The organism is Mesorhizobium sp. M7A.F.Ca.CA.001.08.2.1 (assembly GCF_003998455.1).
Taxonomy (GTDB): domain Bacteria; phylum Pseudomonadota; class Alphaproteobacteria; order Rhizobiales; family Rhizobiaceae; genus Mesorhizobium; species Mesorhizobium ciceri.
In genome coordinates this window covers 1-4,631 of the sequence record NZ_RZPW01000511.1, presented here as the reverse complement: position 1 = coordinate 4,631, position 4,631 = coordinate 1, and the positions used below count along the sequence as shown (strand labels likewise).

4 protein-coding genes are annotated in these 4,631 nt (G+C 62.6%); all 4 read right to left on the bottom strand.

What is annotated here, in order from left to right:
- Positions 1-74: 74 nt before the first annotated feature.
- Genes EN914_RS25085 through EN914_RS25070 form a run of 4 tightly spaced genes read right to left on the bottom strand, consistent with a single transcriptional unit; the run spans position 75 to position 4,474 of the window.
- On the bottom strand, positions 75-1,496 hold the full coding sequence (locus EN914_RS25085) for a CpaF family protein (protein ID WP_024505345.1): 1,422 nt from the start codon (positions 1,494-1,496) through the stop codon (positions 75-77).
- The gene (locus tag EN914_RS25080; RefSeq protein WP_013531961.1) at positions 1,493-2,707 is read right to left on the bottom strand and encodes a CpaE family protein; all 1,215 of its coding nucleotides are present in this window, start codon (positions 2,705-2,707) and stop codon (positions 1,493-1,495) included. Before EN914_RS25080 ends, EN914_RS25085 begins: the two co-directional genes overlap by 4 nt.
- 44 nt (positions 2,708-2,751) lie before the next feature.
- Entirely contained in the window at positions 2,752-3,021 is a 270-nt protein-coding gene (locus EN914_RS25075) for a hypothetical protein (RefSeq protein ID WP_013531962.1), read from the bottom strand.
- Between the two features lie 4 nt (positions 3,022-3,025).
- Positions 3,026-4,474 carry a type II and III secretion system protein family protein gene (locus EN914_RS25070; RefSeq protein WP_013531963.1) on the bottom strand — a complete coding sequence of 483 codons (1,449 nt, stop codon included), beginning with the start codon at positions 4,472-4,474 and terminating at the stop codon, positions 3,026-3,028.
- Positions 4,475-4,631 lie beyond the last annotated feature (157 nt).

Genomic DNA, 4,631 nt, shown 5'->3' with positions numbered 1-4,631 from the left:
CGGCGATCAGGATGCCGGTCAGCGCGGCCGCGGCATAGACGACATAGATCGCGCTCATTCCATCGAACACTTGGCTACTCCTGCGGCCGGCCGGGTTCGAAATATCGTCCGGGAAACTCGATGCCCATGGCGCGCAGGTCCTCGAGGAAGCGCGGCCGGATGCCGGTCGCCTCGTAGTGGCCCAGAATCTTGCCGTCGGCCTCCATGCCGGTGCGCACGAAGCGGAAGATCTCCTGCATCTGGATGACATCGCCTTCCATGCCGGTCACCTCGGCGACACTGGTCACCTTGCGCTTGCCGTCGGACAGGCGCGTCAGTTGGACGATCAGGTCGAGCGCGCTGGCGATCTGGCTGCGGATCGACTGCACCGTCATCGGCATGCCGGTCATGCCAAGCATCTGCTCGAGCCGCGAAATGGCGTCGCGCGGCGTGTTGGCATGGATGGTCGCCATCGACCCTTCGTGGCCGGTGTTCATTGCCTGCAGCATGTCGAAAGCCTCCTCGCCGCGGCACTCGCCGAGGATGACGCGGTCGGGGCGCATGCGCAGTGCGTTCTTGACCAGGTCGCGCTGCTTCAGCTCGCCATGGCCTTCGATGTTGGCCGGACGTGTTTCCATGCGCGCGACATGCGGCTGCTGCAGCTGGAGCTCGGCCGCGTCCTCGATGGTGATCAGCCGCTCGTCTTCCGGAATGAAGGCCGACAGTGCATTGAGCATGGTCGTCTTGCCGGTGCCGGTGCCGCCCGAAATGATCGTCGTCTTGCGGGCATGCACGGCCGCCGCCAGCACTTCGGCCATGTTCTGGGTGATGGCGCCGAATTCGACCAGTTTATGCAGGCCGAGCTTGTTCTTGGAGAATTTGCGGATCGACACCAGCGGGCCGTCGACCGCAACCGGGCGGATGGCCGCGTTGAAGCGCGAGCCGTCCAGCATGCGGGCATCGACCATCGGCTGCGATTCGTCGACGCGGCGACCGACCGCGGCGACGATCTTGTTGACGATGCGCAGGAGATGCGCCTCGTCCTTGAACGGAATGTGGACCGGCTGCAGCTTGCCCTTCTTTTCGACAAAGCAGTTCATGTGGCCGTTGATCAGGATATCGTTGATGTCGGGATCCTTGAGCAGCGGCTCGAGCGGACCGAGGCCGACCATCTCGTCGACGATGTCGTCGACCAGCGCGTCAAGCTCGACGGTGTTGATCGCCATCCGCTCCTGCTTGGTCTTTTCCGAAACGAAGTCATGCACTTGGCGGCGCATCTCATCCTTCGGCAAACGCTCCAGCGCGACAAGATTGATCTCTTCGAGCAGCAGCCGGTGGATACGCACGCGCGCATCGAGCACCTTGTTGGCATTCTTTGCCAGCGCTGCTTCCGGCTTTGCCGGCAAAGCCTTTCGGCTGGTTGGTATGACGACGGCATGATGGGCGACCGGCGTCGTCTCATGCGCGCGCTGCGGACGCGCATCGCGGTTCTGCAGGGTGGAGAAGCGGCTGGTCATCCGGCTTTCCTCTTCAGCAATCCACGGCCCATGCCAAACAGCGAGCGCGATTTCGCCCGGGTCGGGACCGCTTCTTCCGGCAGGATGATCTTCTTCAGATCGTTGACGACATTGGCGTTGGGATCGATCTCGTGCAGCGGTACGCCGCGATCGACTGCTTCGCGCACCAGCCGGTAGTTGTTGGCGATGCCGCCGACGAAATGCTCGCCAAGGATTTCCTGGACGTCCGCCTGCTTGATGCCGTTATCGAACATCTTCTGTTCGAAACGGTTGACGATGACGTTCGGCTTCACTTCCTTGCCGGCCGTCTCGTAGACCGCCTGGATCAGCCGCTGGGTGTGGCGCAGGCACGGCACCGTCATTTCCGCGACGATGTAGAGCTTGTTGGAACCGAGCAACACGGTCTCCGTCCATGGAAACCAGGTGCGGGGCATGTCGATGACGACATTGTCGAAATAGGCCGAAACGAGATCCAGCATGCGCACCACGACATCGGTCTTGAACGAGCGCATCTCGGCTGGATGCGCCGGCGCCGCCAGCACGCAAAGCCCGCTGGCATGCTTGGACAGCATCACGTCGAGCAGTTGGCGGTCGAGACGCTCGGGCTGGTTCTCGATCTCGGTGATGTCGAAACGCGGTTCGAGGTCGAGATATTCGGCACAGGCGCCCTGCTGGAAGTTGAGATCGACGACGCAGGTCGAGGCTCCGCGCGTCACCGAGTGATGCAGCTGGAAGGCGGTCTGCAGCGCCAGCGTCGTGGTGCCGACGCCGCCCGCCGCAGGCATGAAGGTATAGATTTGCGACTCGGTGTTTTCCTCGCGCCCGGGCCCTTGCAGCGCCCGTACCACGGAGCGCACCAGATCGGCCGTGGTGATCGGCTTGACCAGGAAATCCGCGACCTTGAGCTGCACGAGAATACGCACCGCGGCCGCGTTGAACTCCTGGGTGACGACGACGACCGGAACCTTGTCCTCCAGCCGACGCATGATGCGCTGCAGCGACTCGACCTCCTCCAGCCTTGCCGCATCCATGTCGACGATGATGGCGCCGAAGTCGGCTTCCTGGATCTCGCCGCGCAACTCGGTAACGTTCTTCTCCACCGTCGAGAGCTGTATGATCTCGGAGGCGGAAAATGCGGTGCGCGTGTCCTGCGCAAACGTCCTGTCGGTCGATACGAGCAGGATCTTCCTGGTCTTGATGCCGTTTGCCATTCTGTCAGCCTGTCAGGTCGCCCGTTGACCAGTTGCCCGTTGAATCAGTTGCCTGTGGTCGACTGCGACGCCTTGGCACCGGCCGCCTGATCGGGTGTGACAGCCGCGGCACTGCCTCGTTGGGCCGGCACCAGGAGCCTGGTGTTCTGGACCCCGTATTTCCAGGGATCGACCATCTGCATGACGGTGTTGGCGGCCTGCGCATTGCCGGCGCCGGCCGTTGGCCCTTCGCTGCGCACATAGTCGTCGCTGGTGCAGCCAGCGGCAAAGCCGGCCAGCAGCAAGGCGACGCTCGATCCAAAGACCAGACGCATGGCTTCAATCCTTCGGCAGGTCGAGGAAATGCCCAGCCGAAGCGGCCGCTGCAGGTTGAGTGACGCGGCCGTCTGCCAACGCCACGGTGCGACCGGCATCGGAATCCTTCACTTCCTCGGTGTTGTTGAGAAAATAGTCGGCATTGCTGGCCGGCTGCGTGCCATCTGTCGGCTCGACGAGCTTCTTCGACGGATCGACCGGCTTGACCAGATAGGGCGTTACGATGATGACGAGGTCGGTCTCGCGCCGCTGATAGGATTTCGACGAGAACAGCGCCCCAAGCACCGGCATCTTGCCGAGGCCCGGAATGCGCGACGTGGTGATGTCGTTTTGCGACTGCAGCAGTCCAGCGATCATGAAGCTCTGGCCGTTCTTCAGGTCGACCGACGTCCTGGCACGGCGCACGATGAAGCCAGGAACCGAGATCGTCCCGATATTGTAGGAGGCCGACGCGTCGATCGAGGAGACTTCCGGCGCGATATCAAGGCTGACCAGCCCGTCTTTCAGAACCGTAGGCGTGAAATCCAGGCTGACGCCGTATTTCTTGTAGCTGACCGAGATCTTGCCGTTGTCCTCCGAGACCGGGATCGGGAACTCGCCGCCGGCGAGGAAGCTCGCCGTCTGGCCGGACCGGGCGATCAAGTTCGGCTCGGCCAGTCGCCGCGCCAAGCCGCGCTCTTCCAGCGCCTTGATGGCGATATCGATCGATACGCCGTTCGATAGGAGACGACCGATGATCTCGCCAGTACCGGCCGTCGGCACTGTGCCCGGATCGATCGAGACGTCGCGGCCGCCAAGGCCATAGGCGAAATTGGCGGCGTATTTGGCACCCAGATCCTGGCCCGCCTGGCGGTTGATCTCGACAAAGCGGACGTTGAGCTGGACCTGCTGCGAAGATGAGATGTTGACTGAGTTGATCACCTCCTCGGCACCGGAAAAGCGCGTCGCGATCTTGTTTGCCTTTTCGGCGGCGACGGCATCGTCGGCCTCGCCCGACAGCACCACACGGCCATTGGCCGATCCGACCTTGATCCTGGCATCCGGCACGCTGGCGCGAATGGTGCTGGCCAGTTGGTCGGTGTCGAGCGTCACCTCGATGTCGACGGTGCCGACAAGCTGCTTTTTCTCATCGAACAGCGCAATCCCGGTGGTGCCGAGATTGTTGCCGAGCACATAGAAGGATTTGTCGGTCAGCGGATTGACGTTGGCGATCTCCGGATCGCCGATGACGATCTGGTAGAAGGCAGCACTGGTGATGATCGTCTTCGGCTTGCCCTTGGCAACCTTGATTGACGCATTCTTGGTCGACGACACGTAGACGACGTCGTTGTCAGCTCTCGCCGCCGAGGCGCCCAAGGCCAGCATCGCCGCAGCGGCCAACGAAGACGCGACAGCCACGGCGCGCAAAACGCGCAACCGCGTCATGACCCGATATATGAACAGCCCGAACATTGTCCCGTCCCTCACCCAGTCCCCACTGGTTTATTTCTGGTCCCGCGAAGGAACCTGGTATTCCTCGGCCTTCGTGCCGCGCGTTACGATGACCGTCTTGAACTTCGGTTTCTCCGGCTCCTTGGTGACGGCGTCGAACACCGAGCCGGCCGCGGCC